This is a genomic window from Rhodopirellula sp. J20-39 (genome assembly GCF_057365095.1).
This window is the reverse complement of record NZ_CP195123.1, coordinates 426,344-443,478: the sequence shown is the minus strand read 5'-3', so window position 1 is coordinate 443,478 and position 17,135 is coordinate 426,344. Positions and strand designations below refer to the sequence as shown.

At 54.6% G+C, this 17,135-nt stretch carries 13 protein-coding genes; 9 read left to right on the top strand and 4 right to left on the bottom strand.

Going from position 1 to position 17,135, the window contains the following annotated elements; genetic code table 11:
- The first annotated feature begins 63 nt into the window (after positions 1–63).
- The 6 genes from gluQRS (at position 64) to ACR3ZL_RS01440 (ending at position 8,512) form a co-directional block, all read left to right on the top strand.
- Complete coding sequence (gluQRS, locus tag ACR3ZL_RS01465; protein WP_473649657.1) at positions 64–1,122, top strand: tRNA glutamyl-Q(34) synthetase GluQRS; 1,059 nt, start codon at positions 64–66, stop codon at positions 1,120–1,122.
- Positions 1,116–3,110: a prenyltransferase/squalene oxidase repeat-containing protein gene (locus ACR3ZL_RS01460; RefSeq protein ID WP_473649658.1), complete on the top strand. Its 1,995-nt coding sequence runs from the start codon at positions 1,116–1,118 to the stop codon at positions 3,108–3,110. Before gluQRS ends, ACR3ZL_RS01460 begins: the two co-directional genes overlap by 7 nt.
- Positions 3,111–3,316: 206 nt before the next feature.
- Positions 3,317–5,041, top strand: coding sequence for a DUF116 domain-containing protein (locus ACR3ZL_RS01455; RefSeq protein ID WP_486173157.1), 1,725 nt, complete (start codon positions 3,317–3,319; stop codon positions 5,039–5,041).
- An 83-nt stretch (positions 5,042–5,124) separates the two neighbouring features.
- Complete coding sequence (locus tag ACR3ZL_RS01450) at positions 5,125–5,805, top strand: hypothetical protein (protein WP_473649659.1); 681 nt, start codon at positions 5,125–5,127, stop codon at positions 5,803–5,805.
- Between the two features lie 25 nt (positions 5,806–5,830).
- Positions 5,831–7,210 carry a hypothetical protein gene (locus ACR3ZL_RS01445; protein ID WP_473649660.1) on the top strand — a complete coding sequence of 460 codons (1,380 nt, stop codon included), beginning with the start codon at positions 5,831–5,833 and terminating at the stop codon, positions 7,208–7,210.
- Positions 7,211–7,348: 138 nt separating this feature from the next.
- Complete coding sequence (locus ACR3ZL_RS01440; protein WP_473649661.1) at positions 7,349–8,512, top strand: HD-GYP domain-containing protein; 1,164 nt, start codon at positions 7,349–7,351, stop codon at positions 8,510–8,512.
- Positions 8,513–8,797: 285 nt separating this feature from the next.
- Here the strand turns inward: ACR3ZL_RS01440 and ACR3ZL_RS01435 are convergent, their stop codons facing one another.
- Together ACR3ZL_RS01435 and ACR3ZL_RS01430 are read right to left on the bottom strand one after the other, a co-directional pair.
- Complete coding sequence (locus ACR3ZL_RS01435) at positions 8,798–11,032, bottom strand: sulfatase-like hydrolase/transferase (protein WP_473649662.1); 2,235 nt, start codon at positions 11,030–11,032, stop codon at positions 8,798–8,800.
- A 310-nt stretch (positions 11,033–11,342) separates the two neighbouring features.
- Complete coding sequence (locus ACR3ZL_RS01430) at positions 11,343–11,618, bottom strand: hypothetical protein (RefSeq protein WP_473649663.1); 276 nt, start codon at positions 11,616–11,618, stop codon at positions 11,343–11,345.
- A 249-nt stretch (positions 11,619–11,867) separates the two neighbouring features.
- Here ACR3ZL_RS01430 and ACR3ZL_RS01425 point away from each other — a divergent pair, with 249 nt between their 5' ends.
- Together ACR3ZL_RS01425 and ACR3ZL_RS01420 are read left to right on the top strand one after the other, a co-directional pair.
- Complete coding sequence (locus ACR3ZL_RS01425) at positions 11,868–13,049, top strand: aldose 1-epimerase family protein (protein ID WP_473649664.1); 1,182 nt, start codon at positions 11,868–11,870, stop codon at positions 13,047–13,049.
- Between the two features lie 6 nt (positions 13,050–13,055).
- Positions 13,056–15,023, top strand: a complete 1,968-nt coding sequence (locus ACR3ZL_RS01420; protein ID WP_473649665.1) for a serine/threonine-protein kinase — start codon at positions 13,056–13,058, stop codon at positions 15,021–15,023.
- Here the strand turns inward: ACR3ZL_RS01420 and ACR3ZL_RS01415 are convergent.
- Positions 15,020–15,439: a DUF2780 domain-containing protein gene (locus ACR3ZL_RS01415; RefSeq protein ID WP_473649666.1), complete on the bottom strand. Its 420-nt coding sequence runs from the start codon at positions 15,437–15,439 to the stop codon at positions 15,020–15,022. The two genes, ACR3ZL_RS01420 and ACR3ZL_RS01415, sit on opposite strands and share 4 nt — an antisense overlap.
- A gap of 268 nt (positions 15,440–15,707) precedes the next feature.
- Here ACR3ZL_RS01415 and ACR3ZL_RS01410 point away from each other — a divergent pair, with 268 nt between their 5' ends.
- Positions 15,708–16,130 carry an RNA recognition motif domain-containing protein gene (locus ACR3ZL_RS01410; protein WP_473649667.1) on the top strand — a complete coding sequence of 141 codons (423 nt, stop codon included), beginning with the start codon at positions 15,708–15,710 and terminating at the stop codon, positions 16,128–16,130.
- A 225-nt stretch (positions 16,131–16,355) separates the two neighbouring features.
- On the opposite strand, the gene ACR3ZL_RS01405 is transcribed toward ACR3ZL_RS01410, so the two are convergent.
- Positions 16,356–17,066, bottom strand: coding sequence for an RluA family pseudouridine synthase (locus ACR3ZL_RS01405; RefSeq protein ID WP_473649668.1), 711 nt, complete (start codon positions 17,064–17,066; stop codon positions 16,356–16,358).
- Between the last annotated feature and the right edge of the window lie 69 nt (positions 17,067–17,135).

The following is a 17,135-nucleotide window of genomic DNA, read 5'->3' as shown; positions in this document are numbered from 1 at the left end:
AACTCAACAGTCGATCCTGTCGATCCGTCCACCTGCCGACGCGACTCTAGGTCTTAACCTGATATGACCTACACTGCGGTATGTCGACTAGCACCCTCGCCGACCGGTGCGCAGCATTTGGGTAACGCGAGAACGTTCCTAATTGCGTACTGGAGCGCCCGTGCCCAGAACGCTCGTCTGGTTCTGCGGATTGAAGACATCGACTCACCACGCGTTAAGCCGTGGGCGATGCAACAAGCGATCGACGATCTTGCTTGGCTGGGTATCGAACACGATGGTGATCCTGTTATTCAAACCGAGCGAGTTGAGCACTACGAAACGGTGCTTCAACAAATGCTACGAGACGATTGCGTCTATCCATGCGTGTGCTCTCGCAAGGACATTGATGAAGCAGCATCGGCACCCCACGAACATTCCACGTCATTGACCAACACTTCCGATGCCAGCCTTCTGGGCGAATACGCTGAGAACCAATCCAACCAGTTCGCAACCTTCGTTCAGGCCGAAACAACACTCTATCCAGGCACCTGTGCGAAATGGCAGACAGGCGACGCTTTGCCGCCCGATGGCACCTACTGTTTACGGTTCCGAGTCAACCAAGCACAGATGACCCTTCACGATGAAGTCGCAGGTGAGGTCCGGTGCGAACCAGGACGTGTCTTAGGCGACTTTCCCGTCACCCGCAAAGAGGGCGCGGCCGCCTATCAACTTGCCGTCGTCGTCGATGACATCGATGCCGGAGTGACCGAGGTCGTTCGCGGTGACGACTTGATGGCCAGTGCGTTTCGCCAGCATCAAATCTATGAATACCTTGGGAAAACGCCTCCTAGGTACGCGCATGTTCCGTTGGTCGTGGGCCAAGACGGACGTCGATTGGCCAAACGACACGGCGACACACGTTTATCACAATACCGCGAACAAGGTGTTGCACCGGAACAAATTGTCGCCTGGGCAGCACACACCTCTTTCGGGCATCTTGGCGATTTCCCACAATCACAAACCACTCGCGACTGGACGCTTCCACAATGGCATCGCGAAATGATCGAACGATTTGACTGGTCAACCATCAATCGGAATCGGATCGTGGTCCCCAATTCAAAAATAGACTGGATTCAATGGTAGGCACACCACTTCGAAATGACGCTGGTGAGTTGACTTCGTTCACGCTGAATCGACTCGATGGCGAGTTACTTGCCGCACGCGACGGCAACCCTCACTGGACCGGGCAATTGTCCGCATCGGCTCTGAGCACGGCAACAGCGATCAGCGCCCTGTGCGTCGCTTATCGAGAAACCCACGATGTGGACAAAAAGCAGCTCTACAGAACACAAGTCCAAGACGGTGTCGCGTGGTTGCTCACGCAAGTCAACACCGATAGCGGCTTTGGCGATACGGATCGAAGCCACTCCAATATCGCGACCAGCTATCTCGTTTTCGCGGCGTTGACGCTCGCTCAATCCGTCGGGGTGGTTGCCGCAGACAAATCCGGTTTATCAGATCAACACGAGCTGCTGCTTACAGTTAAACAGTCACTGGAAATTCATCTCGAAAAGGCAGGCGGCATCCCAGCTTTGCGGCAGCGATATGGCACGGACAAAACCTTCGTAGTTCCGATCCTGACCAACCTTGCGATTGCGGGATGTGTGTCGTGGGACGAGGTCTCAGCGTTACCATTCGAGGCGGCGGTATTTCCCCAATCCATGTACCGGTTCCTTGGGATGCCCGTGGTTAGCTACGCGGTGCCGGCCTTGGTCGCGATCGGGCAGGTGAAGTTCCACAAAAGCGGGTGTATGCCGCCATGGTCTTGGGTCCGGCAGCGGTGTGTCGAACCGACACTAGCCGCACTGCAGCGCATGCAGCCTGATAGCGGAGGTTATTTGGAAGCGACCCCGCTGACCGCATTTGTCGTCATGTCGCTGATCGAAAAAGGTTTGATCGAACATCCCGTGGTTCAGCGTGGCTTAGATTTCTTAGTGAAATCGGCCACCGCCGAGCATAGCTGGCCGATCGATACGAATCTGGCGACCTGGGTGACGTCACTGTCCATCGCTGCGCTATCGACCTCGCCGGGACGACTCGAATCTCTGCCCCAATCGGAAGCCGACCAGTTGGTAGCGTGGATATTGTCTTGCCAGCACAACGAGCGGCACCCATTCACGGGTGCAGACCCTGGTGGATGGGGCTGGACCGACCTGTCGGGGGCTGTCCCCGATGCCGATGACACGCCGGGAGCCATGATCGCCCTGACCGCTCTTCGATCTCGAGTCGATTCCGCAAGACAACTTGAGATTGATGAGGCATGCCACCGCGGCGCCGCATGGCTACTGAAGCTGCAAAACCGAGACGGTGGGTGGCCTACATTTTGCCGCGGATGGGGGAAATTGCCCTTCGACCGGAGCAGCGTCGACCTCACCGCGCACGCGATTCGGGCATTCAATGCTATGCCCAGTGAATTCAGGAACCGGCCAAATGTTCAGCGGTCGGTGACCCGAGGCGTGGCCTTTTTACGCAAACAACAGCAACCGGACGGATCGTGGGCACCCCTTTGGTTCGGAAACCAGGATCGACCGAAAGAAGACAATCCCATCTATGGAACGGCCAAAGTTCTGGTCGATTGTGACGCCAGATTGGGAGAAAAAGCCATTTTCCGGGGTCTTGAATACCTAATCGCCAACCAAAATCCGGACGGTGGTTGGGGAGGTGGCCAGTCGGTGTCGCGATACTTCCATCCCGATTCGGTGTTCAAAGCTGATGACCAACCAGGAACGCTCAGAGACAGCACCGTGGAGGAAACGGCCCTGGCACTAGAGTGCTTTACGAGCCTGTATAGTCGCATGAGTCCCGATCTAGGCCACCAAAACGGTTCTTTGGATGCATCTCAAAGCCTGACCAATCGTACTCGAGACGCTATACTTAGCGGGATCGCTTGGTTGAACGAAGCGGTTGCCAACAATCGACATCAGACAGCTTGGCCGATCGGATTCTATTTCGCCAAACTTTGGTACTACGAGCAGCTTTACCCAACCATTTTTGCGACGGCGGCCCTCGGTAGAGTGGATGCGATCGATCGACTCCACGCTCCCGAACTAGACGAAGCCAACTCAAGCTAAAAACGCTTCGAGCCAATCACTTCCAGACGACACCACCACGAGTTAGGTAAACACTTTGTCGACCGGATCTACCACGACACGGACGAAGCGGCGCAAGACAAGCCACCTCAAAGACGTGCCCGAAACTCTCGCCATGCGAGAAAACCTGCGAGATCGTTGCCGCGAGGTTGCCGATCGGCTGGACCATGACCATCCGCTGACCAAGGATGAGATGGAAGTTGTTGCGCCGGATGTTGGAGGAAGCAGACCTTTCGGAAGGCTTTTTAGGCTGGACAATGGTCAACATCAGCAGTGCGTTTTGGCGAAAACAGCTTTCTGCCGTTCCGCCGGAACGACGCCTGTTTCTGTTGCCTCACTGTTTGAAGCACGCTGAAGGATGCCCCGCCGATTACGACCAGTTCGGTATGAACTGCAAGGAGTGCGGCGCGTGCAGCATTGCGGATTTTCGTGGTGTGGCCGAAGAAATGGGTTACCGAGTGTTGGTCGCCGAAGGATCACCGGTGGTCATGAAAATCATCGTCGGTGGCTACGTTGACGCCGTCGTGGGTGTGGCTTGTTTGAACGTGCTTGAAAAAGCGATCGACAAGGTACTGCTCGCTGGCATCCCATGTATGGCGGTGCCGCTATTGTCCAGCGATTGCCGAAACACCAAGGTCGACGAATCGTGGGTCGAAGAGATGATCCGCACACCGTATGTACCCGCCGCCGCACGTACGCGCAGTTACGTGCACCTGATGCGAGCCGCAGGCGGTTTGTTCGAACCGCAGACTCTGAATCGCTTGGCACCGCTAGCCCGATCGTCCAACGAGGAGTTGCTTGGCAAGCCACAACCGATCGATGACGCAATCACACCAGAGAACCTAGAAGGAACCGACCCCATCGCCGCTACCGAAGCGATCGCGTATGACTTCCTTGCCCGGGGTGGGAAGCACTCGCGTCCCTTCATCACTCTTGCGGCCTACGACGCCATGACCGGCGGCGAAGGCACCAGCAGCACTGGCGAAGAGGTGCTCGAACAAATCCCAGATGCTGTTCGCCGTGCTGCACTGAGCATTGAGACCTTCCATAAAGCCAGCTTGGTTCACGACGACATCCAAGACAATGACGCGTTTCGCTATGGCCAGCCCGCAGTCCATCAACGTTTCGGCGTCGCGACCGCTATTAATGCGGGTGACTATCTGATCGGCCTAGGCTATCGCTTGCTCAGTCGAAACATGATCGGCGATACCGTTTCGGCGACGACGCGAGTGGACCTACTGGATTCACTAGCGGCAGCTCACGTCCGATTGTCCGAAGGACAGGGTGCCGAATTATTGTGGCGTGACGCGAAGGATCGACGGTTGAAACCGATTGATGCCTTGAAGATTTATGCCCTCAAAACATCTCCAGCCTTTGAAGCGGCGTTGTTCAGCGGAATCCGGCTTGCCATCGGAGCTACCTGTGAAGACGAAGCCGCCCAGACGCCTGAGATTGAAAAGCTGGTCGAACCGATCCGCCGATTCTCTCGCAACCTAGGCGTGGCGTTTCAGATCATCAACGACTTGCACGATTGGATCGGCGACAGTTCCAACAAGTTGAGCGCCGGTGCAGACGTAATCGCTGGACGTCCCACCTTACTTTGGGCTTTGGCCCTGGAACGTCTCGATGCCGACGATCAAGCATCTTTGTTGAGTGTTGCCGAGGACGATGGTGAGCGTACCGTCGGGCAACGGTTGAAGATTGCGGAACAGCTTTATCGCAAATCTGGTGCGTTTGACCTTGCGTTCCAATTAGTCGATAAGCACCAAGCCAAAGCCGAACAGGTGGCGGATGAACTGGAAGTGGAACCATTACGTAGGTTGTTTTACTTCCTCGTCGACACAGTCCTGGAACGCCCTGAGATGTCGTCCCCAGAACTGGTTTCGTTGGTCACCGCTGCACCGATCGCTTAGCGGTGCTTGCATTTGTAACTGTCCTTACCACCGCCTAATTGCCAACGCGGCCTCGACAGCCATCGCATCACGGTTTGTTTCCAATGCTGAATCATTCGACTTCCCAACCCAATGATCCTCAGCGTGTTTTGAAGCAGCAGCCGGATGGGAGATCGGTGAAGTCGAAAAGCAGCTACCCAGTGGAGCTATCGGCTCTTTTGGCGGAATTCTATTCGTCGACCAAGACGCTAGCTGATTTCCAGCTAGCCAGCTCGGTCCCGCCTCCCAACGAAGAATTGCTTGATCACAATCACCACATGACGGTAACGGTCGAAGCGTTCCATCACGAACAAGTCGATGTGGTTGTCCACCGCAGTCGTAGCGTGCTGGCCAATGGAGAATCGGTATGGCACTACGATTCAAACTTGAAACCCCAGCAGCGACTTTCCATCGCCGAACAAACCGTCTCGTACTCCCGCGAGATCACATTGGTTACCCAGCACAGCCGAAAGGTCGTGCAGTACGGAATCGTGAGATTGAACCCAGCGATGCTGCAACGCGAAGTATGGCTGGGAATTGCCGGCGGCGAGATCCCACTGGGACGCGTGCTAATCAATCACAAAGTCCTGCGTTCGGTGGAACTTTGCCAATTGTGGAGGGTTACTTCGGGAGTCGCCTTATCAGCCTTCCTGAAAACGGATGTCGGCCAAGTCGTTTATGGGCGAACAGCGTTGATTCGATGCGACGATAACCCGGCGATCGAATTACTAGAAATCGTTTGTTGATTGCTTCTGCCTTGCGGTCCTTGCTGTGAATCAAACTGAGCCGAATCACGACAAGCGTGGTTCGCAACACCACTGGGTGTCGAAGTCACGCAACGCGGCATGCTTTGGACGCGGCGTTCGATGGTACTTGGCATCAACGGGCACCATTGATTGGTCCGTCGCCATCTCGCTACCGCTTGGCTTGATGGCGGTTTTACTATTGGTCCTATTGCCACTCATCACCGGTGGGAACGTTGACTTCATTGGCGAAATCGCGAATGCGAATCCCTACGGTGCGGACAGCGCCGACGCACCGCTATCCGCGATGTTTCACCTTCGCTGGCCATTTCAACTCGTTCTAGTTTGGTGCGTCGGTCTGATGGTTCAGGCCTGTCTTGCGTATTGGTGGTTATCGGGCTCTCGAAAGCAAGATGTCGACCAACCTCATGATATCGTCACCATGACGATTGGCGGGGTGTGGACGATGTTTCCACGAGACACTGAAAGCCCAGGCGATTCTCATTCCACCAAACTCGACCGGTCTAGCAACGCGATCACGTACCCTGAATACGAGGCGGTGGAATCTCGACTCATCCGCCGAATGCCTTCCTTTGCCGGCGCAAGTCGGACGATCGTCCTTTGGTCTTTCGTGCTGATCTCGCTCAGCTTAATGTCGCTGTTATGCTTGACCATCGAATTCTGGGGCGACACGACTGATAGCACCTTCCGTTTGGACCGTCCTTGGGTCGCCGCATGCTGGATGCTCTGTCTTCAAGGTGTTTGGCAACTCCTGCCGCTACCGCAATCTCTCGGACGCGTTGGGTGGTCCATCGCGGCGGGATGGTGGATCCAACCAAGTGCTGAAACCTTGGCTCGAGACCGATCCGAACTCGACGAAACTGATTTCCGACTTGAAGCCATTGGCAGCACTCGACGCGTGCGATGGGCGATGGTGGGCACTGCTTTCGCGACCCTGATTATGGGAATCGTTGCTATCCAGGTCCTTGGACTCACTCAAGAACTCGGTGTTCGCCCCACTCCGCTCATCGCTGGCGTCGTGTTGCTTTCGATGTGGTTATTCGCCTCGTCGAGAAATGCGGATTTGTTCGCGATTCAGTACGCACTTGCGGAAAACGGCGAACTCGGTCGTCTGGCCAGTCGCTGGAACGTCCGTAATGTATGGAAATCATTCCGTGAACGCCGCGTTCAACGGGCCCAGCATGAACAACTTCGGGCCGCCGTCGCAAAAGAGCGAGCCGAGGCAGTTGACGCTTCGAGAGTGGACGAAATCCTTCAACGGATGCATGACGATGGCTCCGATTCGCTGACCAAAGAAGAGCGAGACTTGCTCAAAAGAGTCAGCAAAGCGATTCGCCATGAGCGAGAACGCGGGGGGGGTGGTTCGCACGACCACTACAACCGGTAGCTTCGTATTGGATCCCGAATCGTTCGCCCCCGTGTTGGCGTCCCTGCTCAATTTGAAGTTTCTGATGACGTAGCTTTTCGTAGATACGAGAGTTTCATTGATTTACTCCGCTACCGTCTCCACCAGCTACTTTTCGTCATGTCAAACAGCCCCGAAGAATCGCTGCTCTCGGACATCGAGTCGCTATCGAACAGCCTTGGGGAAAAGTTCGAAGAGATTCGCCTGATCCACGATCTGACATCGCGTTTAGAATTGGAAGACGATCCAACGGAGACCTGCCAAGAGCTTCTCGAACAACTCGATGTTTGCGTTCGATGCCAGACCATCGTCATCCAGCTCCAACCGGATGAAGATCAATCTGGCGGCGGCATTCAAGGTATCGGTCATCCCATTCCATTGGGCGAACTTGAACAAGTGATTGCAGCAACGCTCAATCACAACCCAAAACATGAATACGCGGCCACGACCGACGATGCGGCTAAAGATGCCACGATCGTCAATCGAGGCGATGCTGAATGTCTCGCTGAACGGCGTGTCGCCATTCTTCCGATCGCCCGTGGAAAGGTCTATCTGGGTCGCCTGATTGCAATCCGCAGCCGCGAAGACGACGAGTTCGGTTCCGTCGAAGTGGAACTCATGCGGTCGGTTTTGATGGTATTGTCGCTGCATCTGATGAACCAACGTCAATATCACGAAATGCAGTCCATGCTCGAGGGCACGGTTCGATCACTTGCATCGGCTCTGGACGCCAAAGACGCTTACACGCACGGTCACAGTTCACGTGTAGCCGAACTCGCCGTTCAATTAGCACGGCGCATGGGATTGGATAACCGCACCGCTGACTCGCTTCAACTGGCGGGAATCCTGCATGACATCGGTAAAATTGGAATCGATGATTCGGTTTTGAAAAAGCCAGGACAACTGACCAACGAAGAGTTTGACCAAATCAAGCAACACCCTGTTCTCGGGTACGAAATTCTTAAAGACATTCGTCCGTTTCGCCACATCCTGCCCGCGGTTCGCCATCACCACGAATCATGGGACGGTGGCGGATATCCCGACGGATTGTCTGGCAACGACATTCCTCGCGATGCCCAAATCCTGGCCGTCGCGGATGCGTTCGACGCGATGATCAGCGACCGGCCTTACCGCAAAGGAATGCCGCTGGAAAAGGTCCAACTGATCTTCCGGAAGGGACGCGGACAACAATGGGCAGCCGATGTTGTCGACGTGCTGTTAAAAAGCGATGACATCATGCATGCATACGCAAACCAAGAATGCTCCGACGTTAGCATGAACTAATCATCGATGATGCTCTAGCATTCTTGGTGCTAAAGCTTTTTCTCCAATGCATGATGCTGAGGGTGTTATGAAAGCTGTTCAGACAATGATCTGGTGCCGACGCTTCGATGGCCTTGCTGTTTCATCCAGAGCGTTTTAAGCAGCAAGACCTACGCAATATCGAACGCAGCTGCTTCATCATCGATCTCGAATCCTCACGGACGAACGAATCGATTTGCTCGCCAAGCAAACAAGCCACTACCGGAGTGCGATCTAAATCACTTCAGTGGGGCTTTGCTCGATGCATCATTCCGCTACCGGCTTCTCGTAAACGGGCGGTTTCCAGTCGTTCGGAAGCCGGCCCTGGGGACGCACCCCTTGGGCACCATTCGGGATCGGGTGATCTTGGCTTGTCAGTAGCGGAAGATCATCAGGAAGGTGCTTGATCCAAAAGTCCTTGTACTGAATCGTCATCGCTGGCCCCACGTGAACTTGAACCGCCAGCACACCTTCCAAGGATCTTCCCGTTTCATCCAAGTCGATCAGATCGGCAGTCGGATAGCCATCGATCCAGTGCTGATGATGGTTACCGCGAACCAAGACTCGATAATCATGCCAGGTATCCGCCTCAAAAGACTTCACCGGCATCTGATCGACGATCCATGACTTGCCGGCCGGATCCACAATCACCTTTTCACCCGTGTGCGATAAAATCCGGCGACCACCTTCTTCATATAGCATCCCGTTGTAATTTGGGTTGTTGGCGACGACATCGCACTGATATCCCGTCACGACATCAAGCCCCAGATCCGGCCGTGATTTCCCTCGGTACTGAATCCCGCTATTACCACCGTCGGAAACCTTTACTTTGACGCGAAGTTCGAAGTTGCGTATCGTTGAACCGGTCCAGGTCAGGAATCGATTGCGTTTCAACGAACCGTCGGTCAAACCGGTGATGACGCCGTCCTTTGCCGACCAATATTTCCGATCTCCGGTCCAGCCGCGAAGTTGCTTATTGCCGATCAGATTTGAAAAGCCATCTTTGCGAATTGCCGTACCAACGGCAGCCGACGCCTCAGGATGGGGCGTGGTCGACAGGTTGAAATTCCGATCCAACGATTGAAGCGGACCGCCTAGGGTCTTCACTATCTGGTCTGTCTTTGTACGCATGGTCGCTAATGCATCGGCGTACTCGGGCTCAGTAGCGAGATTAACCAACTCGTCGGGGTCCTGTTCCAGATCGTGCAGGAACTCGTAACCGTTGTGGTCGACATATCGAGCGTACTTAAAACGCTTACTCCGAACACCCTCAAAAGCCGGGATGCGGTTCCGCACGGCGAAGTGTTCGTGGAATGTCTCGGTCCGCCAATCGCTAGGCACCTGATCTTCAACAATCGGGCGGAGGCTGCGTCCCTGATACGCTTGCGGAACCTCTGTGCCAGTCCAATCCAAAAAGGTTGAGGGCAAGTCGAGATTCAACGCCAACGCATCTGTCGTTTGACCGCGATGTTCGGCTGGCACTCGTGGATCCACAATGATCAACGGCACTCGCAACGACTCGTCAAAGTGGGACCACTTGCCAGCTAGGCCGCGGTTTCCCATGTAGTAACCGTTGTCGGCGGAGTAAACCAGAATCGTGTTTTCGGCCAATCCTTTTGCTTGCAACGCTTTAACAAATCGGCCAATTGCCGAATCAATTCCGGTCACCATGCGATAATAGGCACGCATATTGGCTTCATACTTGTCGGGCGTGTTCCAACGCCAAAAATATCGCTCTCGGTTAATCGTTGTTTGCAAAAAATTGGGCAACGCGTCAAAGATGGCGGGGTCGTTCAGACGCGGTGGATCGACAACCGTGTCTTCATACACCTCATCGTCGACACCTCCGTCGGCGGAGCGTGGCCAAGGAAATTGACCGATCCCTGGCCGACGATCACCGTCTTCAGCATGGCAGGCGTTGAACCAAAGATTCAGTGCAAAAGGTTTTGCCGGGTCCTGGGATTCAATGAAATCGATGCCTCGATCGACAATCAATTCCGTTTCGTGTCGCAGCGTGCCATCTGGCTGCCGTTTGTAATAGGGATTTCGCCCAATCGCTTCGAACGCGTCGAAGTGATCTTGAGCGTGATATCCCTTGGGCATCTTCGCATGCCACTTGCCGAAATACCCTGTGCGGTATCCCTGTTCGCGAAGGAGATCGGAATAAAGAGTTGAAACAGCTTCCGGACGGGCCAGTTCACGATTGCCGGGCGTTCCATAGGTCCGTCCTGTTAAACCCGTTAATACAGTCGTGCGACTGACCCAGCAGATCGCTTGGCTGACGAATGCGTTTTCAAACTGCGTCCCCTGCCGAGCCATCTGGTCGATGTTAGGCGTTTGAACAATTGGGTTCCCGTAGCATCCCAGAGAGCTGGTGGTTTGATCGTCGGCGAAAAAGAAGACGATATTAGGACGGTCATCGGCATCGGCCGCCCTCGCTAACAACAGACCTCCAATAACCATTAATGGCAAGAAACATCGAAGCTGTGTTCTAGCGTGCATGTGACTTACCGGGGGCTAAGGGAGTCTTCAGTGAAATCGATTCGTATTTGTGCGCCCGAAAAGGTGACGGGCACCCGAGACCAAGTCGCAAAGGGGATATCTTCATAGTTGTCACCTGAGCGAGCTTCGTCACGAACGGGCTTCGTCACAAACGGGCTTTGGGTAGTTGCTGTTTTTGAAACGGGTATCGACATTTTTATCTCAATCCAGCTGGTAAACCCGTCAGCGGTTGTACGTGCTGAAGATGGATTCACCAACCAAGTCGGCTCTGCGTTCGGCAACAGCGTCTTTCAGCAGAAATTTTTGTCCTTCAAATAAAAGCTCGGACTCTCGTGCCAAACACGTCCCTCGTTCGCAGCCTCAGTCGCACTACCGAACCAACGTTCATCAATTCCACCACGATCGGCTCCAAACCGATAATAATCGCCTGGATGCAACTTAATCCGGCTTCCTGGATGAAAAACTCGCGAGGTATCCAGGTCGGTGTAAGCCGCAACAATCTGTCGACAGCATCCATTGCGGAATCGAGTAACTTGGGAACACTATCGCCTTTGACGAGTCCGTCGACTAGTTTCACACTGCTCATGAGTCGTCTAATTTTACGTCGCTCATGATTAGAATGCCTATTTCACAGGTGAGATGGAAAGCTAAGACGGAAGTGAACGATACGCCGAACTGGGCTGCTCTGCTACAAGCGGTGGATGCCCACCGGTGCGGGAAGCATTGCCACAATGCCGTATATTGGCGGTATGTTCTTTGCCGCTCGCTTTCAGGTTACAAGAATACAATAGCTAACCATCCAGTTGATCTACTATTTACGCGTTGATATTTAAAAATGCCAACTGAAGCGATCGTTATCCGTACGACTGAAGACCGTGAAGAACGCATCCAATGGAATGATTCCAGCGCGTTGCATTTGACAATTGCAACACGCAATGGGGAGTTAACCGTTCGGCACGGTGTCTTTCGCGGCGGCGTCAGCGAAGGCGTCGAAATTGTCCGCCTGGGCAACAGCCAGATGCATGTCGACGTCCTCCCCACCCGAGGCATGTCGATCTGGCGAATGCAGGCCAATGGCATCCGCTATCAATGGCAATCACCTGTCGTAGGGCCGGTCCACCCCAATTATGTGGACACCAGCGAACCTAGCGGGCTCGGATGGCTATCTGGCTTTGACGAATTAGTCGTTCGATGTGGCTTAGAAAGCAACGGTGCCCCCGAGCACGATAAAAACGGCCGCCTAGTTCACCCGTTGCACGGCCATATCGCGAACACGCCCGCCGACGCTTTGTCGGTTGAATTCGACGAGGCTTCTGGACGGGTGGATTTGGTTGGGGAGACGATCGAATCCCGACTGTTCTTCAAACGTTTACGATTAAAAAGTCGAATCCGTATTCATGCCGACCGCAATGAAGTGGAATTGCTTGACGACGTCACCAACGAGCTATCGACTCGGACGCCATTTCAATTGCTCTATCACGTCAACGTGGGTGCTCCTGTCTTAGGTGACAAAGCCAAGTTGACCGTTGCCATTGATGAACTGGCCCCGCGCAATGAGCATGCGGCTTCCGAAATCGATCGGTGGGATGTTGTTGATCCACCGACATCGGGATACCAAGAACGAGTCTATTTCGGACGCGCCGTCGCCGATGAGTCCGGAATGTCACATGCGTTGCTGGAAAGCGGCGATGGAGACAGTGGCCTTGAAGTGCGTTTCAAAGCGTCGACGCTTCCGTGGTTCGTGTTCTGGAAAAACTCGGGAGCACTAAGTGACGGGTACGTTGCCGGAATGGAACCAGCGACCAACTTCCCCAACCCACATAGCTTCGAAAAACAACACGACCGGGTGGCGTGGCTTGATGGGGGAAAAACCGAGTCATTCCGAGTCACGCTTTGCCCTCATAATGAGGCAAGCACCATGCAACAAACTCGAGACACGATTAAAAAATTGATGGAAGATCAATCGATCGAGCTCTCCGTTTCAGACCAACCCCGTGAAGACTGGAGTGCGAAATAAATCACCATGAGTGAATTCGAATACCTGGGTCCCTACCGAATTGGCAAAGTCATCGGCCGTGGCGGAATGGGATCCGTGTACGAAGCCACTCATGCCAAATCAGGCGAACAAGTCGCCGTTAAGTTGATCGCCCAACACGTCGCCGACGATCCGCGGTTCCGGCGTCGGTTCGACGGGGAAGTCGAAACCCTGCGACGATTACGACATCCCGGCATCGTGCGGCTAATCGGCTACGGCGAAGAATCGGGACGACTGTTCTATGCGATGGAATTGGTTGAGGGCGAAACGCTTCAACAACGCATCCGTGACGTAAAACGCATGGGTTGGCTACCTAGCGTCGACATCGCCATCCAAATTTGCGCCGCGTTGAAGCACGCCCATGATATCGGCGTGATCCACCGGGATCTAAAACCGGCCAACCTTTTGTTAACCGCCGCCAACGAAGTCAAACTCGTCGATTTTGGTATCGCCAAACTCTTTGGATACGGCGAACAAACCGTGGCGGGCTCGGTACTCGGTACCGCGGACTACATGGCACCGGAGCAAGCGGGCGACGGCCCCATTACCCCTCGCACTGATTTATACGCGCTCGGAAGCGTGATGTACGCGATGATGGCCGGGCGGTCGCCATTCGCCGGCAAGAAGTTGACTCAGGTGATGGAGTCATTGCAAAAAGACCAAGCCGTTCCCTTGGATCTCGTCAATCCCGAGATTCCTGTCGAGGTCGCCGAGATCGTACATCATCTATTGGCCAAGGCTCCCAAGGACCGACCGCCTACCGCCCTTTCGATCTTGAAACGACTTAAGGCTACTCGCGTCGGGCTGCAGCGTGGCCGCACCACCGGCGTCGACAGTCAACCAACGCATCCGGGTACCTCGTCGGCCGCAATCGCGGCTTCAGAAACTCGACATTCCCACCTCACCACACCCGCAGATTCCGTTGCCCAGCCTAATCGCAACACGGGTCCGCAAAACCACACCGAAAAATCTGAACCAAACGATTCGCTAACGATCGGAAGTTTGGTCGATAGCGATACGAGTTCGGGCGGCGGCGAAGCGTTGGGTGCGACCCAGGAATCTCAGCCCGGATCGGTCGCGGAATCGGATGACTTCGTCACCAGTGAAGCCGCCCCACGTCCCACTCACTTTCAAAGCATTGAAGGTGACGACCGTGATTCAATCCTGGTTGGAAGATCGCCGACGACGAGCCCCAAGGTCCATTTCTGGGTACAGGCAGCTTCGATTACCGCAATGTTGGCCATCCTTGCCGGCGGTGTGTATCTGTTCGTACGTGCGATTCAAATCCCATCGGCCGATGCCATGTACGCGGATTTGAAACTTGCTGAAGAAGAAGACGAGCTCACTTTAAACGAGAACCCGATTGAGCAGTTCCTTATTCACTATCCCGATGACCCGCGCGTCGAGCAGGTTCGACAATGGCAGGACCGTGTCGATCTTGAACAAACGATTAGACGACTATTGGCCCGAGCCCGTCGCGCTGGTGGCATCGAACGTCTCGAACCAGCCTCTCAAGCATTTGTCAAAGCGATGGCGTTGCGAGAAACATCCACACCGGTTGCGCAGCAACGATTGCTTGCTTGGTTGGACGTGTTTGCTCCCCAAGAGATGAATCCTGAAACGGGCGAGATCGAATCCAGACAACTCGGGATCGGTGACGATAATGTGACCACTGAGTCAGCTCTCGAAGAGACTCGGCGTCGATTGCACAATCGCGAAATCCAACAACTGGCTGAATTGGCTCAGAAAGAGATCCAGCGGCTCGCTGCCACCGATGCGTCCCAAGCCAAGATGGATCAACGACTGGTCAGTCTGCAGGAAAGAATTGAGACCGCTCGAACATTACCACCTGGTGCACAGGAGAAACTGCTCAGCGGTCTCATTGAACTCTACGCCAACGATGCTTGGGCTGCACCCATCGTAGAAGAAGCCAAAAGCATGTTGGGCAAACGTTAACCCAACAGGGTTTTCAGCATTGGCAGCTTGCTCAACAGTTGATCAACGACATCGTCACCCAGTTTCTCTTTCAAGAAACCGATGATCATCGTAATGAACGGACCAAGCTTTTCGGCATCAATTCCAGTGCTGGCCAACGCGGACGCCATTTCCAGTCCACCGCCGGCGTTACCGCCCAATGCGGATGAAGCCATTCCGGCAAGCTTTCCAAGCATTCCACCGCCACCGGCGGGAGCGGCCGCACTGGCGTCCGCTTGAGCTGCTTCGGCGGCTCCTGGAATCGCCCCGGAGATCTTGCCGAACAGATCGTCGCCGGCATGTTCCTTTAGCATTGCCATCGTTTTATTGACGCCTGCATTGGCGATTGAAGAGTCAATTCCGAGCTGGCTGGTGAGTTGTTTGATGAGTTCATCCATTGCGAAATCCTTAGGCGAAATGACGGCAAAAAGTCGATTTTTCGATTCTCATGGGCATCGCAGGCACCTACAAGGTGCCTATTGTGTGAAAGTGCGACTTTCACGCTTATTTCGGGATTGACTCTCCGATAGCGATGGTTCACGCTTTCTTACTAGTTGAGCACCACACTCTCGGCGAACTAGCCTTTTTGGAAGCGTTTTCCAGGGCTATTGCCCTGAATGCGAGAGACATTTTGTCTCGATGGTGACGGTTTGTAAGGTTAGTTTTGTGACGAATATTTATGTAGGGAACCTGTCGTTCTCAGCGACCGATGACGATCTTCGCGGTGCGTTCGAACAGTACGGCGAAGTGTCGGCTGTCAACATCATCATGGATCGTGAGACCGGTCGTAGTCGTGGCTTTGCTTTCGTCGAAATGGCGGATGCTGAAGGAGCTAAAGAAGCGATCGAAAATCTCGATGGTCAATCCATCGCCGGTCGTAACGTGACTGTCAACGAAGCTCGTCCTCGCGCTCCCCGTACCGGCGGTGGTGGTGGCGGAGGAGGAGGTCGTGGTGGCTACGGCGGTGGCGGCGGCGGTGGTCGCGGCGGCTACGGTGGTGGCGGCGGCGGTGGCTACGGCGGTGGCAGCGGCGGCGGTGGTGGATACGGCGGCGGTGGCGGTGGCGGCCGCGGCGGCGATCGCTACTAATCCCTGAAAGTCGGTGCATGGCGTTGCCATGCATCCAAACTTCCAATCATGAAAGCGGGATGCGGCCTACTAGGCTGCGTCCCGTTTTTCGTTGACGACAAACACATGCTTGCCAACCTAGGTTGGTCGCAACGGAGACGCTATCGAAACAAGCGACGAGCTTCTGCATGCTGTCGTCTTGCATCGTTTCGCTAATACATTGTTCTCCTAGAATCCGTGGTGTCCCTAACCGCTGGAAGGAAGCCAGTGGCGGTCCCATGATTCCGGAGGCGGGCACTCAAACGTCATCGGCTCGCGACGAGTTGGGTGCTCGATCGTCAATCGCTGGCTGTGCAGTGCTATCCCGTTTGACCACGGCAAGGAACTGCCGTATTTCCGATCGCCTAAAATGGGCCAACCCCGCGATGCGAACTGCACCCGAATTTGGTGTTTGCGTCCTGTCCTTGGAATCACCGACATCACCTGAAAAGATTCGCCCCGGTGCACAGCTTGGTACTCAAGCTCAGCAAGTTTGGCTCCATCTCGCTGATTCGCAGTCGTCCGCATGCGGTGAGCGGCGTCATCCTTATACATCAAATCAGACAGGATCCCGGATTCAGGCAAAGTCGCTGTTGCAGGATTGTTTGCCTGCACAACCGCCAAGTAAGTCTTCTGAAGATCCTTGCTGGTCGACTTTTGCGAGAATTGCAAATTCAAGCGGGCGGCCGCTTTACTTGTCCGCGCCAACACGATCACACCCGATGTCATGGCATCAAGTCGACTGACAATCCCGACATAGACGCCATGCGGCTTCTGATACTTTTGCTTCAGATACGCGCCCGCGAGCGAATGCAGGGTTTGACGATTTTCGTCTCCCATCGTAGACACACCCGCTGGTTTGTTGACCACCAACAGATGGTTGTCTTCATAGAGAACAAGATTCGCGAAGCCGGACATGGAAGGAGCAGGATCGAGTTAAGGAAGGATGGACCCACGCAGTGTACCACCGTTACCCGTTCAGGACCG